A 16,598-nucleotide genomic window follows, 5' to 3' on the forward strand; every position below is an offset into this window, starting at 1 on the left:
AAAATGAGAAAAAAAATAGTACTGATTGTAGTATTCCTAATACTTGCTTTTTCAGGTTACGCACAAGATACCATTCCTGCCCCTGTAAAATCTGCTTTAATTCCCGAAATGGCACCTGCAGCCATAAAAGACCCTCCATGCGATGACTGTCCGTTAGGATACGAATGGAACCGGGATTTTGATAATGACGGTTTTGGTGATCCGGCAGATCATGTGTACAGCAATACGAAACCAAATGGTTATGTAGCCGACCAGTCAGATTGTAACGACAGAGATGCATCGATTAACCCGAATACGGTCTGGTACCGTGATGCCGACGGCGATGGTTATGGTGCACTGACTCCTAAACTGGTGCAATGCCTGCAGCCGGCAGGTTATGTTCGCAATTCGTCAGATTATGACGATACAACAGCCAATATTACCAATATTGCCCCAAGTACTTTTTACCGTGATGCCGATGGCGATACTTTTGGAAATCCGGCCGTAACGGTTTTCTATAGTGTAAAACCAACAGGCTACGTGACCAATAATACCGATTGTAATGATGCCGATGCGGCTATTAATCCTAATACAGTTTGGTACCGTGATGCCGACGGCGATGGTTACGGTGCCGCGACGCCCAAGCTTGTACAGTGTACACAGCCGGCTGGTTATGTTCGCAATTCATCAGATTATGACGATACAACAGTTAATATTACCAATATTGCCCCGAGTACTTTTTACCGTGATGCCGATGGCGATACTTTTGGTAATGCAGCTGTAACGGTTTTTTACAGTGCGAAACCAACAGGGTATGTTACCAACAATACCGACTGTAATGATGCCGATGCATCGATTAACCCGAATACGGTCTGGTACCGTGATGCCGACGGCGATGGTTACGGTGCCACGACGCCCAAACTCGTACAGTGTACACAGCCGGCAGGTTACGTTCGAAATTCCTCAGATTATAATGATACAACAGCCAATATTACCAATATCGCACCAAGTACTTTTTACCGTGATGCCGATGGGGACACTTTTGGTAATCCAGCAGTATCCGTTTTGTACAGCGTAAAACCAACAGGTTATGTTACCAACAAAACCGATTGTAATGATGCCGATGCAACAATTAACCCCAATACAAAATGGTATGCCGATACCGATTTGGACGGTTTGGGAGATCCGGCCAGTTTTGTAACACAATGTCTGGCACCTGCCGGTAATTATGTACGTAATAATTCAGACAACTGCCCTTCGATACCGGGTTCAGCTTCAGATTGTTCAGTGCTTCCAAATGCTTCGGGCAATTACAATTATATTATTTCAAAAGTTTACAAACAGCCGCTCAAAGATCCTTTAACCGTTCTGGATCCTGAAAAAGCCCAGACTACGATTACTTATTTTGACGGATTGGGAAGACCAATCCAGAAAATCGACAGTAAACAGTCGCCTTCGGCAAAAGACATGATTACCCATATGGCTTATGACAGTTTTGGCAGGCAGGTAAAAGAATATCTTCCGTATGAAGCTTCGTCTGTTAATATGGAATTTAATCCCGATGCCGAATCAGGAACGATTAGTTTTTATAATACAGCCCAATACGAAAATACTGCCAATCCGTTTTCGCAGAAAAATCTGGAATCATCGCCTTTAAGCAGGGTTACTAAACAAGCGGCCCCGGGAACTGCCTGGGCCATGGGAAGCGGTCATGAAATTAAGCTGGACTACAAAACAAATACTGCCACAGAAGTAAAGCTGTATAAAGCCAATACTACCTGGACAGCGGGTTCAGGGGTATTTGAGATTTCACTTGCTGCCAGCGGATACTATGTCGTAAATGAATTATACAAAAACGTAACGTATGACGAAAATACGGCTGCAAGTCCGTCAGAAACGGCGGGGTCTGTAGTAGAATTTAAAAATAAAGAGGGACAGGTTGTTTTAAAAAGAACCTACGATGCCGCAGCCAAGCACGACACTTATTATGTCTATGATATATACGGTAACCTGACGTATGTAATTCCGCCCAAAGCAGACGGTACCATTACGGCCGATGTTTTAAACGGACTATGCTACCAGTACAAGTACGACCATCGTAACCGTCTGGTTGAGAAAAAACTTCCGGGAAAACAATGGGAATTTATGGTATATGATAATTTAAACCGTGTTGTGGCCACTGGGCCTGTAAATTCTCCTTTTTCGGATGTAACCACAACCGGATGGCTGATAACCAAATACGATGTTTTTAACCGTCCCGTTATCACAGGCTGGAAACCGGCAGCGGGGATTACCTCTGCGAGCCGGAAAACGCTGCAGGATGCCTTGTCTGCCCTGACGGTTAATAATGAAACTAAAACAGCCACAACCGCCAATACCACTGTAAACGGAGTAAGTTTCAGGTACAATAATGCAGCCTGGCCAACGACGGATTATCATATTTTGACGGTAAATTATTTTGATGATTATAATTTTCCTAATGCACCCACTATTCCAACAACGGTTCAGACACAGCCGGTTTATTACAATACCACTATTAAACCAAAAGGCCTGCCTACCGGAGCATGGACACGGGTGCTGGAAACCAGTACGCTGTATAAAAACGAACTCTCTTATACGCTTTATGATATAAAAGCCAGAGCGATACGCAGCAGGGTACAGAACCATTTAGGAGGTTATACCACTACAGATAATCTGTATGATTTTGACGGAACAGTCCTGAGGACCAATACGTATCATCGAAGACTAACGGCAGATCCTGCAGAACTGCAGACTGTTGACACTTTTGTTTATTCTGCCCAGGACCGTTTAAAGACGCATACTCATAAAACAGGGGGTGCGTCAGAAGAGCTTATGGCCAATAACAGTTATGACAATCTCGGACAGTTAATAAGCAAAGGTGTGGGCAGTACCGCTTCGGTACCGCTGCAAAAAGTAGATTACAGTTACAATATAAGAGGCTGGCTTACCGAAATTAACAAAACAGCCGCTTTACAGCAGGGTACTGACCCTAAAGACCTTTTTGCCTTTAAGATTAATTACAACACTACTCAGGCCGGAATAAGCGGAGTAACAGGACTGTACAACGGTAACATTTCTGAGACGCTCTGGCGTACCGGAGCCGATAATACAGAAAGAGCTTATGGCTATCAGTACGATAAGTTAAACCGTTTAAAAAATGCAATTTATGAAAAAAACGGCCTTACAACCAATGCTTATAACGAAAGTCTAACCTATGATAAAAACGGTAATATCCTTACGCTGCAGCGAAAAGGCGATACTGACCCTCAGATCCAGCCTATTGAGATAGACAATCTGGTCTATACCTATCCGGCCAATTCTAACCAGTTAAGCAAAATTGCAGACAATAGTAACAATACCAGCGGATTTAACGATTTTAACAAAACAGACGATGATTACAGCTATGATGCCAACGGTAATATGCTCACGGATAAAAACAAAGGCATTACCACAGACATCCAATACAATCATCTGAATTTACCGCGTAAAATTACATTTGCGGCAGGAAATACAATTGAGTATATTTACAACGCCGCAGGGCAGAAAGCAGAGAAAATTGTAGTTGAAAACGCGGTGACAACAACAACCAGTTATCTGGGCGGTTTTCAGTACAAGAATACAGTTCTGGAGTTTTTCCCAACGGCAGAAGGTTATGTAAAAAATACCGGAGGGGTGTACTCGTATGTGTACCAGTACAAAGACCATTTGGGAAACATACGGGTAAGTTATACTAAAAATGCCCAAAACGTTCTGGAAATTATCGACGAAAACAATTATTACCCTTTTGGTTTAAAACATAAAGGCTATAATGATTATGCTGTTACTGGTAATAAGTATAAGTACAACGGCAAGGAGCTCCAAGACGAGATGGGGCTTGACATGTATGCAATGGATGTGCGTCAATACGATCCTGCTATTGGAAAATGGACAGCAATAGACCCAGTCACGCATTATGCAGAATCACCTTATAGTGCATTTAGTAATAATCCCATTTATTTTGCGGATCCAAGTGGAGCATCGCCTATCTATAATAGTGCAACTGGGCAATATGTAATTAATGGTAAGCAGGTTTCATTTGACGAAGCTATTTCGTATGCTAATTCTGGCGGTAATAGTGATGGTAGTAATAACAATAATGTATCTGATACAAATAATTCGGATGCAAATAATGGAGATAATTCTAATATAAAATTTCCTAAAGGAGAAGATTATGAAAAAAAATATCCTAGACTAACCAAACTTGCAAAGCAAATTCATAGTTATGTGAAAAATAATTCGGATTTATTGTATTATCTTTCGTATTATTCAGGATACTCTACTATGGAGGTGTTAGAAAAATTACAGTATGGACAAGGCACTGAACTTCAAAGTTGGTTTTACACAGGAGAAGATAGCGATAATAATGGTTGGACTCCAAATACAGGAAATTTTATAACTGTAAATGCAAAGTTTGTTAATGGATTAGAAATTGCAAAAAGAAATGAAACAATACAAGCAACTTCATTTTTATTAATGACAACTATATTACACGAGTTTATACATAGTGCTAGAGTAAAAAATAATTTACCAGACGTTACGGCAGAGTACGGAAAAGCTCTTGAACAGTATGGTTTTGGTGCTGATATAAATAAAAATAATGCATATGAATTTTATAAAAAAAATGGTTGGGATTTCAAATATTAGAATTTTTCTTCTTTTACTAACTTTTACGATCGCTTTATGTAGCTGTAAAAATGAAATAGAAAATCATCCGCAAAAAATTATTGAAGATAATTTTTTAACAATCGTAGATACGTTTGCCTATAAGTATGGTTCTTTTAGACCTTCAGCGCCAGATCCACGAGCATTGGTACAAGATAGTTTAAATTATTATAAAGAACTGTCAATCCATGTTAGCAAGAAAATAGGAAATAGTAATATTGCAGAAAAAGAGATAAGCGGTTTTTTAAAAAGAGAAAAATTAGATGTTAAATTTATTGAAGTTCTTAATCAAGATAGCTTACAATTTAATTTAGATTCAAATTTTCCCAAAAAAATAGGAAAATATGTTATTTCATTTGACAGTATAAAATCTCCAAAAATTAAATATGCTGGAGAGGTAATTTTTTCAAATTTTAAGACAGACGGAAAATTGGGTTATTTTGTTGTAGAATTATCTCATGGTGAAGATAGCTCAATTGGATTTTTAGTACTTATTGAAAAGAAAGATGATATTTGGAAAATCATCAGAAGAGAGCCTCTTTATAGAACTTAAAGGTGGAGGGGTAACTAACGTAAATTGAAAACAAATTTAAGGGTGCAAAGATGCACCCTTAATTATTTTAAATCCCTTTATAAAATCTTCTTTTCCTCTTCTTTTTAAATTGTTTGGAAACATAATCATTGATTTTTTCTCCGCGAAGAAGTATATCAACAAGATTTTCTTTTACATACTCTTTTAATTCAACATCTTGATAATTCTCAGAATTTGTTGAAACAGAATTTTGATGCCTTCTTTCAAATGCAAGAATATTGAAAGCACAGCTCTTCTGAATTCCTTTTGCACTGAATTCTTTTCCAAGACTGCTTCCGTTGAAAACGGATCTTGTTTTGTGGTCAACATAAGTTACTCCGTAAAGCTGTCCTTCTCCACTTTTTCTTAGTATCATATGAATGCTTTCTCCTTCCATTACTTTGGATAATTTTTCGAGAGAAAATATGTCTTCACGAAAGAAAGCCAGTTTTACGGCATTTTTCACATATTTTTTACAAGACTCTTTTTCCGCTTCATTAGTTTTAAATTTTCCTTCCAGAAATTTTAAAGTTGGTCTGCTGTAGAATTCGCTGGCTTTTATCGGGACGCCTATCGGTTTTGAATTCTGGTCAAGTATCTTGTAAAGCAGTCCGTTATTTTTGAAAACTCTCGAATCCTCGCTTCCTCTGTCAGCATGGACATTATAGAGGTTTAAAACAGCGTTGAGTTCAGGCAGGCTTGAATATTTATAGTCAAACAACACCTGATTTAAAACTGAGTTGATCGCCTTTCTAGACTCTGCTTTTCCGTACTGGACTCTGTTTACGTTTATCGGATTTAACGAAAACTGCTCTTTCTGTTTTCTTCCTTCTGCTTTCACCAGTCCGAAAAGCTCTTCAATTTCTTTTCTTGCAGGTTCTGATTTTTTAACGCCTATCAGATGCAGATCAATTCTTTTCCCGTCTCTCTGGATATTATTTGTGACTACGTGCAGATGAGGATGTCCCGCATCATGGTGCTGATAGACCAAATAGGGCTGCTTCCCAAAACCTATTTTTTCCATATAAGTGTCCGCAATTTCAATCAGCTTTTCTTTAGAATGATTTTCCGACGGATCAAAATTGAGCGATATGTGAACGCTGTTCCGTTTTGTATTTTCGTTAAGCGAAGACAGGTTTAAAAAACGGTTCAGCTTCTGGGTAAAGCTTAACTTCTCCAATTCCAATGGATAGTTTACGGCATTGATGCACTCAGCCACTCCTACCTTAACTTTGTTTTCGTTATAGTTGAGAATGCTGTTTATTGAACGGCTGGTTTTTATCACTGCAACCATCGTTCAGATATTTTTTGGGTGTGGCTGGAAACTTCATCTATTTTCTCAAAAAGCTTTTTTCTCTGCACTTCAAACAGATAAAGATGCCCTTTGAAGTCGGGAATCATTTTCAGTGTATTTACTTTTCTGGCAATCTGGTTGATGTTGTTTCCAATTGAACGGAGTTCTGAAGAAAGCACAACTGTTTCTTCCATAAGTTCGTCTAATGACTGGTTACGGTATGTGCTTGTGATCGGTCTGCTGAATAAGTGTTTTCGAATATAATCACTTAATTTTCTGCAGGTGCTTGCCTTGAACTGGCTTTCAATTTTTGCATACTCTTTCTCTGTCAGGCGCAGGGTTATTCTGCGTGATCTGTTTGAATTTTCTCTTTCCATCATTTTTCCTTTTCATTGTTTTCAAACTCTCTTCTTTTAAGATTCTCCACCGCCGAGTTCCGAGGCAAAAGGTGGCAAGATAGGCGGTTGTCAGACAACCGTACATCTTGCTGATTGCAGGAACGTGGCAATCTTTGGAGATTTTTAAAAGCAGGCTTCTAATTTAGCGAAAATATTTATATGTATCATGCGCAAAATATGGTCATGATAGCTGTAGATTGTTACAATGGATAAATGCTTAAAAAAAGAAAAAGGAAAAAAAGAAAGCAGTATTGAATTGGACATTCAGACAGTTGAAGTGCTATAAGTCCCGAAGGGCATTTTTTGAGGAACGAAGAAAAATGTTATGCGCACTTCTCTGGCTGTGTCCAATACCTTGCTTTGCTTTTTTTCTTTTAGTAATAATTTTTAAATTTTAAGATTGTACCTACTATATTAGCAGATATAAATTTTTGAATTATAGTGTAAACGGCTTTTAGCTAAAAAAATAAACTTTTAAAAAAGTCATTTATCTACGCAAAATTATTGCGCACAACTTTTATATTTTTGATTTGAAAGATGGAAGTATAATATTAAAATTGGACAATATTTATGACAGAAAAATTTGAGATAAAAGGTTTGTGGTTTTTACCGAGTAACAAAGACAAAAAAGTTTCAGGTGTATTGAGATTTGATCCTGTCGAAGGTTCTTATCTAGAATTAATAGGGTCTTTAGACGAAAATGTAAGTTTTCAGGATTTTAATTCATTAGACAATGGTGCTATAATTTTAGGAACTTCTGTTGACAGTGAATCAATCACACTTTATCATTGTTATTTGAGCTCTAGAGAAAAAAAATCAGTGCGTAATGAAATAGCTGGACCAACAAAGGAAACGTTTTTCGTTAACTTCATTTTAAATGGCTACCATTTTGAAAATGAAGAATCTTTTAAATTTAATACTATTGCGAGTTCACTACAAAATTTTGATGAGTGGCTCGATATCTCAGGTTTTCAGATTGATCATGAAACAACGATTGAAAATTCATATAGTATAAATTATATAAAACCAAAAGACATTCAGTTTGATCTTCATGAAAATCATAGCGGGAAATTTACTTTTCATGTTTCGAGACCTCATGTTTATTCTCAAAAACATGAATATATCATTCAAGAAGCATGGTTAGAGCTTAATTCTAGAAACGAAATCGGTTTACAAGAAATACGTCAATTGTTAAACCGTTTTCAAAATTTTCTGACTATGGGGATGTACCAAAGTGTTTACCCTCATAAAATTATTCTTTATAATAATAATTTAAAAAACGATTTTGGTATGGCTGGAAAATATAGAAAACCAATTAAATTTTATTATTCAAGTAGCCGTCAAAGAAAAAATAAAAAAGAAAGACATTCATTTGATATGCTTTTTAATTATACGAAAATTAAAGATGTTTTTCCATCAATTATAAAAAACTGGTTTGAAAAGTATGATCGATTAAGCCCTGCTTTTAATCTTTTGTTTGATCAATTTTATAATGGAGCAGTATTCAATGAAAATACATTCCTTAATCTTGCACAATCAGCGGAAACTTTGCATTCAAGGATTTATGACCATACAAAAATACCGAAGGAAGAATATGAGGCAATGAAAAAAGAAATATTAGAAAAATTACCACAGTATCGTAATTGGATGAAAGAGCAACTACACTTTGGTAATCACCTAGATTTATCACAAAGACTAACAGAATTAACTGAGAAATATTCTAATGACGTGATAGATAAGATTATTCCAGAAAAAGCTGATTTTGTTAAGCAAGTCAAAAATCTACGAAATTATTATACTCACTATAGCAAATCCTTAGAAAAAAAAGTAATTCCTGAAAGAGATTTACTGTTTTTATCGGAAAGATTAAAAATGTTACTAGTAAGTGGATTTTTATTTGAAATTGGCATTCCTAAAGAATTGTCAAATACACTATTCAAAAGTGCTAGTCCTAACTTGTTTAGACATTTAGTTCCTTGATATGGATATAAGCATAGGTTAGCAATTATTCAAAAAAAATAAAGAGACTCATCAGTCTCTTTATTTTTTTGAATTAATATATCTTTTAAAAAGATTATTTCTCTTTTAATAATTTTTCCAAATATTCAACTTTGTCTTTTTCAGCTTTCAATAATCTTTCATAAAGTCTTTTATTCTCTTCTACAGTTTCCATTAATTTATCAAGAGGATTGAAATTACAACTGTAAGCATTTCCATTCACAACATTACTGTCATTGTATGTGTTTCCAATTATATTTAAAACAGCTTCTTCTGAGAAATTTTTAATTGCTTCCACACTTACTCCTAAAGCTTTCGCCACTTCTGCTAATTTTTCATCATCGATATCTTCACTATTTTCTAATATCGAAACAGTCTGCTGGTTTGTTCCCATAGCCTGTGCCAGTGCTTCCTGTTTCATGTCTTTCAGTTCACGGATACGGCTGATTTTACGCCCCATGTGATTTGGTTTTGTTAATGTACTCATAGCTCAAAGATAATAATTAAGAATAAAAAAGTGGGATTCATGTATGATACAAAAAATCTCATGTATGGTACGGGAAAATATGATACCGTACGGTACAAGTAATTAGTTACTTGCCTGTATGTTTAACAAAAATACAATTTTTCACACAAGTATTAACTAAAATAAGTAAAATTATGAAAACAATTGACAGCTTAGGATTAAAGACGGTTAGCAATATTATTGTTGACAGCATTAGTACAAGCAGTATATACTGCTTTGGAGAAAGACAGCAGATGCATTCAGTTCAGAACCCTTTTCAGGAATCTATTTCTGGAGAAAAACATAATACTCATTATTATCTGTTGGTTATAACTGATGAATATATCATCAATGCGGTTGCAGATATTAGTGATATAATAAAACACAAAACGGAAGGCCGTTATACGGCAACACTTTTGTTTTATAAAACAAAATTTAGACATTCTCTCACACACAACCAACTTTATTTTTATCATCAGGTTTTAACCAGAGGCTGTAAGGCTTATGAGCGTGAAAATTCGCCTCTATCAATTTCCTTTGATGAACCTCCAAAATTTAAAATCAAATCTATAAGCTCTTACTGGCAAAATAGAAATGTAATCGCTGAAAATTATCTAAGAAGTGCAAATCAGATTGATTACACTAGTACTGGATTTGTTCAGGAATCTATGCTCCATATCGCAGTAGAGCAAATATGCTTAGGACTTATCAGTGTATTTTTAGGATATTATCCTGATCATTTTTCCTTGCCTTATCTATTTGAAATATGCGAGATATTTACACCCTTAACATCTGATATTTTTCCACAAACCACAAGTGAAGATAAAGCTATGCTTGACCTGTTAAAAGTAAATCCAGCTTCGCTCCGCTGGAGTAATGTAAAAGAATCCTGTTTAGTAAGTACAGAACTTTTACAGAAAAGATGCTGTCTTTTTTATGAAAAAGCTACTGAGATTACAAAGGCGGAATTATTGCGCCAAGAAAACCTTTCTTTTTCGGAATCTTAAAAACAGATGTTATGTATCACAATATTTTAATACAGAAGGAGAATCCAGACCGCAGACAGATTAAAAAAGCAGTCAAGCTTTTGCGGATGTTTATGAAAATTGATATGATTTACTTTACGAAACAGCCAGACAGAATTTCCAATTCAGGCATATTAACAGTTATTGTAAGCAAATCCAGCCCTCATTACTATGATGAAATTTATGAATACTGCTGGAAAATTTTCAGGCATTTCAATGAATTTTCGTTTCGGTTCTATGATCAGTTCTGGGTTAGGCAAGAAATTGGAGATGGGAATCCATATTTTATACTGCAATGTAATGACGAGACGCTTATTTACAGTAAAAATAAAGAAAAGCGTGTTTTTGAGATCGGAGAAATAAATTGCGAAGATTTTCTCGCTGAGGCAGTGAAAAGATTTGATGCTGATACAGCGGAGAGCAATGTTGTCGGCCGTGATTTAAAATATCACATCAGCAATGAGAATCATCTTATGTCTGCTTATACAATACACCAGCAGTTGCGGTATCTACTTATAAGTGTTTCTTGGTTTCTGACAGGAGAATATATCCCTTCACACAGTATAGCTGAACAGCAGAGACATTTGTCAGGATTCTGTAAAAAACTGGGAAGTCTCTTTGATTACGGAATAAAGTCAGAATGGTCTGTCTTGGAACAATTGGAGTGCGCTTGTGAAGCAGTACAGCGTAATGATAAAATAGAGCCTGTAACAAAGGAATCTGTCGAATCTGCCCGTGTAAAACTGGATTGGCTAAAAATTGAAACCAACGTACTGTTCAGAGAAAGCATAGAGAAAACCAGACAAATATTTGAAGATTATGGGAACAGATGAAATTAAGAAACTTGAACAAATCAAAAGATTAAGCGGAAGAATGCTTAATACCTTGAAACGAGCAGAGGACAAAAGAGGGATGTATAATGCAGTAATAAGAGTTTATGATTATCAAGAGCTTGCTTGTGTTATAAGAAGCCTGATGAAGCTGTGCATTATCGCTTTAGATCAGGAGAGCGCAGAAGTTCCGCCTACAATCGAAAACCAATACATCGATGTGGGACTTATACTGGGAATTGCTCTTCAGCTGTTTCCAGTTGACGAATTTGAATTTTTAAATGAGATTACGGATATGTTTTCAGAAAATAATGAAGAAACAGAATAGCACAGATTAAGATTTAATATTTTAAAATTATGGAAACTGACAAAATAAAAACACTGGAAGAATTTAAAGATTTTGCATCTTATCATTTTAAGCTTCTTAAACCTACCGTAGACAAAAACGGGGAATCAATACGCGAGATAAGATTTTATGGATATTCGGATATGACGTGTCTGGGAGTGAATCTCATTAGAATGTGCCTGAATATAATTTATTCGGATGAGCTTGATAACAGGGAAATATACCTTGGTTCTGTTCTGGAACTTGCCCTTCAGCTGATTCCAAGCGCAGAAATAGAGGTTCTGGATGAATTATACAGAATGCTCAATGAGAAGAGTGCAGATAAATAAACACAAGGTTTTACTATGATGCCGAAAACAGCGTTCATGTACAAATTATGTCCATGACGCTCAAACAAAAGAGCTTTATCTTTGTCTGAATTAAAATTACGTTCTACGGCTTTCACAGGTATATTTTACCATTGAAAATGAAAGCAATACCAATTATCTTTGCCTTATCCCCACCATATTTTGATCGGGATGCGCATTGTAATATGGTTTATCTTTGCAGTAGAAATCCATATATAGATTTCTATTCTCATAAACAGCTGTCCCTGTCACAGACGGCCTGTAATTAACGCCCATACCGCACTTCCGCCTGAAAGATTATTTCAGGCAGGGCATCGCTGTGCTTATAACAGCGCCAAAACCAATTAAAAAAATTAAAGCATATGGAAAGTTTAGAATCGCTGTTCCGTTCATTTGAAACAGGCATCAGAAGCGCAAAGGCTGTAAAGCCCAAAGCGTACCTGAAAAGCATCGGACTGGAATATTCAGACCTGAGAATAGGCTTTAATTCGGGACAGTTCCACCACCGCAAGACCCTTAAATCCAAAGAAAGGTTTGAGGAGCTTGGAGTAATAACCAAGAGTGATGCAGGAGTGCGGGATGATTCTCTGACTGCCTATACCGTCTTTGGACGCTACGGGCTTATATTTCCCCTGCTGGACAGAGAGAATGAGATTGTAAACTATTTTGCGCTTCGTTTTGATCTGGACAGCCCTAAAGAGGAATATCTAAACCAGAAGGGAATCTATCCTGCATATCCTCATCCGCTTACCAGAAAGCTCTATCTGGCGCCGACTGTCATTGACTGCGCCAGCCTGATGCAGAGCAGAATACTGGATCAGAGGGAAGCGGTCATTGCACTTCATGACGGGGAACTGCTCGATGAGCATATTGAAATTATTAAATCATTGAATGGATTGGAATCAATAGTAATCTTTAAGCGGTGAGAAAATGGAGAAGATCAGATTACAAATGCAGGAGGCAAGACCAGACGTTCCGCTATCAATAGCGGAACTTCCCGAGGGACACAGTCTGAATGACATGTGGGTCAATTATGGAGCGGAAGGGATATCGAATCTTTTGAAAAGCGCAAAAACGGAAAAAGCAGGCGAAGGACTGCAGATTGTAAACGGCTACAAAATCAGCTACAAAGGCCTCTCGGGGACTTTCTTTGTTCTGGGAAACCTGCCGATGGACTTGGGAAATCTCAGGATTTCGCTTCAGATTGTGGAATACGGCACAAACAGAAAACACAGGCTTAAAATCGACCTGTTCGATTTTGCAGGAGTGCAGAGCCAGTGCACGGACTTATCCGAAAAGCAGGGATTTGACTATGAGAGCCTTGAAAAGGATCTGGTAACGCTTACCGATCTTCTGGAACAGCACAGGGAATCGCTTTTTGAGGCTGAAATAAACCCGATTGCGGAACGTTTTGCCGAAAAGGAGCTTACGCCTCAGGCGCAGGAAAATGCAGTCGCATTCCTAAAGAAACCCAGACTGCTGGAAAATATAGACAGGCTTTTGGAACAGAACGGCATTGTGGGCGAAGAAGAAAACAGAATCGTGCTTTTCATTCTGGCATCGAGCTACAAAATGCCCTACCTGATGCACGGACTTGTTCAGGGATCAAGCGGTGAGGGAAAAAGCCATCTGATCAATGGGATTGCAGGATGCATGCCTCAGGAGGATGTGATGAACATGACACGCATTACAAGCAAATCGCTTTACCATTACAGGGATAAAGAACTGATCAACAAGCTAATTGTTATTCAGGACTTTGACGGGCTAGATGAAGAGGCGCAGTATGCCTTCAGGGAAATGCAGTCCGCCAAGTTCCTGACCAGCTCCACAGTGGTAAAAGACATATTCGGAAACAACAGAGGTAAAATTAAACAGGTTCAGGCGCACTTTGCCAGCCTTACCACAACCACAAAAGCTGAGGTGTATTACGACAACATGAGCCGTTCGGTGATTTTGGGAGTTGATGAAAGCCAAGAGCAGACGTTAAGAATCATTAAAAAACAGAACCTGAAAACAGCAGGACAGGCAGACAGCGATAAAGAAGAAAAGGCAAAACAGCTTTTAAGAAATGTAATGCGGGTGCTTAAATCCTACGAGGTTGTAAACCCGTTTGCCGATAAGCTCAGCCTTCCATTGGAAGCCAGAATGCTCAGAAGACTGAACTCACAGTTCCAGAACTTTGTCTGCCAGATTACAATTCTGCATCAGTATCAGAGAAAAACCGATACTAAGGGCAGGCTTATAACCGATAAAGCAGACATCAAATCAGCTGTTGATGTTTTCTTCAGTTCCATCATTATCAAAGTGGATGAGCTCGATAAAAGCACGAGACAGTTTTTTGATAACCTGAAAGACTTCATAAAAAAGCAGAAAGAAGGAACATCAAAAAAGTTTACGGCAAGAGAGATCAGACAGGGACTCAATATAAGCAAAACATCCGCATTCCGTTACATGAACCTGCTTCAGGAGCTCGAGTACATCCAACCTGTCGAGGGTTCGTTCAACAGGGGCTTTAAATTCATGATCTCCTACTGGGATGATATGGAAAAGCTTAAAAGCAGAATCAGAAAAGAACTGCACAGACAGCTTGAAGAGTTCTAAAAAAACAAAAAATCAGAAGAAAAACTAGAAAAGTGGAACACCACGGAACGCCAGCGGAACACTGGAAGCCTTGAAAACACAGCCAATACGATACTGGTGTTCCGCGTTCCGCGGAGTGTGCAAGAGGGCGTTTTCAGTATCCTAAAGAAACAGCATTTAATTAAAGGAAAAAGACAATGAAAAAAACGATACAGAGCAGGGAATTTCTAAGGCTCGCAGTGGCATTCGGAGAATTTGTAAAAGTCAGGAACTACAAGCAGGGACGGTCAAATCTGTACAGAAACATCATAACGGAATTTCTGATCTGGCTTGAACAGGCAGGAATAAGCAGAATACAGAATGTGACTTCTAAAGAATCCGTGAAGTATCTGGATTATCTTTCTTCAAGACCAAAGAAAAGAGGAAACGGCATTCTGGCTGAAAAAACAATCAAACTGCATCTGTTTGTGCAGGGGCTTTTTCAGGTTTATCTGCTGGAAAACAAAGAGATCCAAAATGCCTATTACATTCCATCAATCACAGGCGGAACGCAGAAGCCGAGAAACATTCTAACGATTGAAGAAATAAAACTTGTGTACGATCATGCAGAAAATGAAATGGAAAAAGCCCTGCTCTCCATAGCCTACGGATGCGGACTGAGAAGGTCAGAGATTGCCAGCCTTGATCTAAAAGATGTGAACCTCGTTAAGGGAATGCTGGTTGTAAGGCAGGGAAAAGGAAACAAAAGACGTGAAGTTCCAATGAGCGATACTGTTCTGCAGTACCTGACAAAATATGTTAGGGATGAAAGGCCTGAAAGGCTGACAGGAAGAAACCAGAATGAGGAAGCTTTTTTTATCAACAGCAGAGGCAGAAGATCGACAGGAGAAAACCTCAATGAGATTTTAAATAAGATGATTGAGCAGACAGGAAAATTCGAGCTTACCCAGAAAGAAATCACGCTTCACTGCCTGCGCCACAGCATTGCCTATCATCTGGCAGAGAATAACGCGGGAATCGATTTTATACGCACTTTTCTGGGGCATACGCAGATCAATACCACCTACATCTATGCGGTGCAGAACAAGAAACGCAAACCAGTGGTAAACTTTTAAAAACTACACTATGGAAAACAATAAACCTGATCTGGAAAATTACCTGCGAGGAATTGTAGCGGAAAAGACAGCGGAGAGCTATCTCTATACAATCAATCATTTTTTAAAGACCAATCCAAAGGCAAAAAGATACCAATACAAAGATATAGTTAAGCACATGGATAAAGTAAGCCAGAAGCAGTCCAACGTACAGTACCGAATCAGAATACTCTCAGCTATTAAAAAATATTACGACTATCTGGTGATGTACGGCTATAGAAATGACCATCCCTGCAGAAAGCTTAATATCAAGATTAAGGGCAACCAGACCATTCAGGTGCAGGATCTGTTCAACAGCACAGAACTGCAGCTTTTAATGGAACGTGAGAACCGCTACAAACATCTTGACATGAGAAACAATGTTCTGATTTCCCTATTAATCTATCAGGGGCTTGCAAGCGATGAAATAGCTAGATTGGCTTTAAAGGATATTGATCTTGATAACGGCACAGTTTACATTAAAGGCTCTGCCAATCTCAATAAAAGAACACTGGAGCTTGTGCCAAAACAGATGATACTGTTTCATAATTACATAAATGAAACACGGCCTGCCTTACTGCGCGGGAGCAGTGACAAATTCATATTGACAAAGCTTGGACAGCCTATTGTGGTGAACAGCATACATGCCATGATTGAACCATTAAGAGGATTATTCCCTGACAGGAAACTAAACCCGCAGACCATCAGAATGAGCGTAATCTGCAATTGGCTAAACGAGAAAAACATTCCATTAGAAAGAGTTCAGGAACTGGCAGGTCATAAATGGCCAGGTACAACTGAGAAGTATATCAAAGTCAATAGCTCACATCAGAGAGAGCTGATAAACAGGTATTTTCCGAATATTTGATT

General features: G+C 37.9%; 14 protein-coding genes. 11 read left to right on the top strand and 3 right to left on the bottom strand.

All coding sequences use genetic code 11. The features are described 5' to 3' along the window. Positions 1-3 precede the first annotated feature (3 nt). The gene (locus tag ACODST_RS23160) at positions 4-4,683 is read left to right on the top strand and encodes a DUF6443 domain-containing protein (protein ID WP_488934466.1); all 4,680 of its coding nucleotides are present in this window, start codon (positions 4-6) and stop codon (positions 4,681-4,683) included. Then, a complete protein-coding gene (locus tag ACODST_RS23165) occupies positions 4,643-5,254 on the top strand; it encodes a hypothetical protein (protein WP_488934467.1) in 612 nt (203 codons plus the stop codon). The genes ACODST_RS23160 and ACODST_RS23165 overlap by 41 nt, the downstream gene beginning before the upstream one ends. 67 nt (positions 5,255-5,321) lie before the next feature. Here the strand turns inward: ACODST_RS23165 and ACODST_RS23170 are convergent, their stop codons facing one another. Next, positions 5,322-6,566 carry a relaxase/mobilization nuclease domain-containing protein gene (locus ACODST_RS23170; RefSeq protein ID WP_488934468.1) on the bottom strand — a complete coding sequence of 415 codons (1,245 nt, stop codon included), beginning with the start codon at positions 6,564-6,566 and terminating at the stop codon, positions 5,322-5,324. After that, entirely contained in the window at positions 6,554-6,946 is a 393-nt protein-coding gene (locus ACODST_RS23175) for a plasmid mobilization protein (protein WP_488934469.1), read from the bottom strand. The genes ACODST_RS23170 and ACODST_RS23175 overlap by 13 nt, the downstream gene beginning before the upstream one ends. A 588-nt stretch (positions 6,947-7,534) precedes the next feature. Between ACODST_RS23175 and ACODST_RS23180 the strand changes: the two genes are divergently transcribed. Continuing rightward, positions 7,535-8,944 carry an ApeA N-terminal domain 1-containing protein gene (locus ACODST_RS23180; protein WP_488934470.1) on the top strand — a complete coding sequence of 470 codons (1,410 nt, stop codon included), beginning with the start codon at positions 7,535-7,537 and terminating at the stop codon, positions 8,942-8,944. Between the two features lie 94 nt (positions 8,945-9,038). On the opposite strand, the gene ACODST_RS23185 is transcribed toward ACODST_RS23180, so the two are convergent. Further along, the gene (locus ACODST_RS23185) at positions 9,039-9,449 is read right to left on the bottom strand and encodes a helix-turn-helix domain-containing protein (protein ID WP_488934471.1); all 411 of its coding nucleotides are present in this window, start codon (positions 9,447-9,449) and stop codon (positions 9,039-9,041) included. 173 nt (positions 9,450-9,622) lie between these two features. Here ACODST_RS23185 and ACODST_RS23190 point away from each other — a divergent pair, with 173 nt between their 5' ends. The 8 genes from ACODST_RS23190 (at position 9,623) to ACODST_RS23225 (ending at position 16,596) form a co-directional block, all read left to right on the top strand. Next, positions 9,623-10,474: a hypothetical protein gene (locus tag ACODST_RS23190; RefSeq protein ID WP_488934472.1), complete on the top strand. Its 852-nt coding sequence runs from the start codon at positions 9,623-9,625 to the stop codon at positions 10,472-10,474. An 11-nt stretch (positions 10,475-10,485) separates the two neighbouring features. After that, on the top strand, positions 10,486-11,325 hold the full coding sequence (locus ACODST_RS23195; RefSeq protein ID WP_488934473.1) for a hypothetical protein: 840 nt from the start codon (positions 10,486-10,488) through the stop codon (positions 11,323-11,325). After that, a complete protein-coding gene (locus tag ACODST_RS23200) occupies positions 11,312-11,650 on the top strand; it encodes a hypothetical protein (protein ID WP_488934474.1) in 339 nt (112 codons plus the stop codon). Before ACODST_RS23195 ends, ACODST_RS23200 begins: the two co-directional genes overlap by 14 nt. Before the next feature lie 29 nt (positions 11,651-11,679). Then, complete coding sequence (locus ACODST_RS23205; RefSeq protein ID WP_488934475.1) at positions 11,680-11,997, top strand: hypothetical protein; 318 nt, start codon at positions 11,680-11,682, stop codon at positions 11,995-11,997. A gap of 380 nt (positions 11,998-12,377) precedes the next feature. Continuing rightward, positions 12,378-12,941 carry a hypothetical protein gene (locus ACODST_RS23210; protein WP_488934476.1) on the top strand — a complete coding sequence of 188 codons (564 nt, stop codon included), beginning with the start codon at positions 12,378-12,380 and terminating at the stop codon, positions 12,939-12,941. A gap of 4 nt (positions 12,942-12,945) precedes the next feature. Further along, on the top strand, positions 12,946-14,616 hold the full coding sequence (locus ACODST_RS23215) for an RNA-dependent RNA polymerase family protein (RefSeq protein ID WP_488934477.1): 1,671 nt from the start codon (positions 12,946-12,948) through the stop codon (positions 14,614-14,616). Between the two features lie 176 nt (positions 14,617-14,792). Continuing rightward, positions 14,793-15,710 (top strand): tyrosine-type recombinase/integrase, encoded by a 918-nt coding sequence (locus ACODST_RS23220; RefSeq protein ID WP_488934478.1) that lies wholly within the window; start codon positions 14,793-14,795, stop codon positions 15,708-15,710. A gap of 10 nt (positions 15,711-15,720) precedes the next feature. Then, a complete protein-coding gene (locus tag ACODST_RS23225; protein WP_488934479.1) occupies positions 15,721-16,596 on the top strand; it encodes a tyrosine-type recombinase/integrase in 876 nt (291 codons plus the stop codon). Positions 16,597-16,598 lie beyond the last annotated feature (2 nt).

The sequence above is a fragment of the Flavobacterium sp. FG19 genome (assembly GCF_057809475.1).